The organism is Mycobacterium talmoniae (assembly GCF_001854525.1).
GTDB lineage: Bacteria > Actinomycetota > Actinomycetes > Mycobacteriales > Mycobacteriaceae > Mycobacterium > Mycobacterium talmoniae.
Map to the genome: position 1 here is coordinate 1 of NZ_MLQM01000381.1, position 505 is coordinate 505.

Below are 505 nucleotides of genomic sequence, written 5' to 3' on the forward strand. Positions count from 1 at the left end.
CCACACGCGCCCGCGCGCCCCCCAGACCCGCCGCGGACACCCCGACCACCATGAGCCCGACCAGCCTGGCCCCGGCGGCCTGGGCGGCCGGGGCGCCCCCGACCGAGGCGATGCCCGACGCCCCCAAGTCCGCGGCGTTTCGGGAGCTGGCCTGGTCCCAGGACGACTCGTCCGGCGGCGAACCGGTGCCCTACTCCGGCGAGGACTACACCTTCACGCCGCCGGACACCGCCGAACGGTTCGAGGGTGCCCCGGCCGCCGACTACACCGAGCCGGCACCGCTGGCCTGGTACAAGCGACCGGTCCTGCTGTTCGGCCTGGCCGCCGCCCTGCTGCTGGCCGCCTCCGGCGGGCTGGCCTACACGCTGTCGGGCAGCAGCAGCCCGTCGGAAACCCACACCAGCGTCCCGGGTGAGCCCACCGACGGCGGCACCCCGACCGAGGCCCCACCGCCGAGCGTCGTGACCGTGACCCAACCCAACGGCGACCCCTCGCTGTCCGCGGT

The 505-nt window shown here is 76.2% G+C and carries 1 pseudogene; it reads left to right on the top strand.

Features of this window, described 5'->3' with window-relative positions:
• Positions 1-50 precede the first annotated feature (50 nt).
• Positions 51-505, top strand: a pseudogene (locus tag BKN37_RS27480) (Hsp70 family protein); the annotation flags it as partial.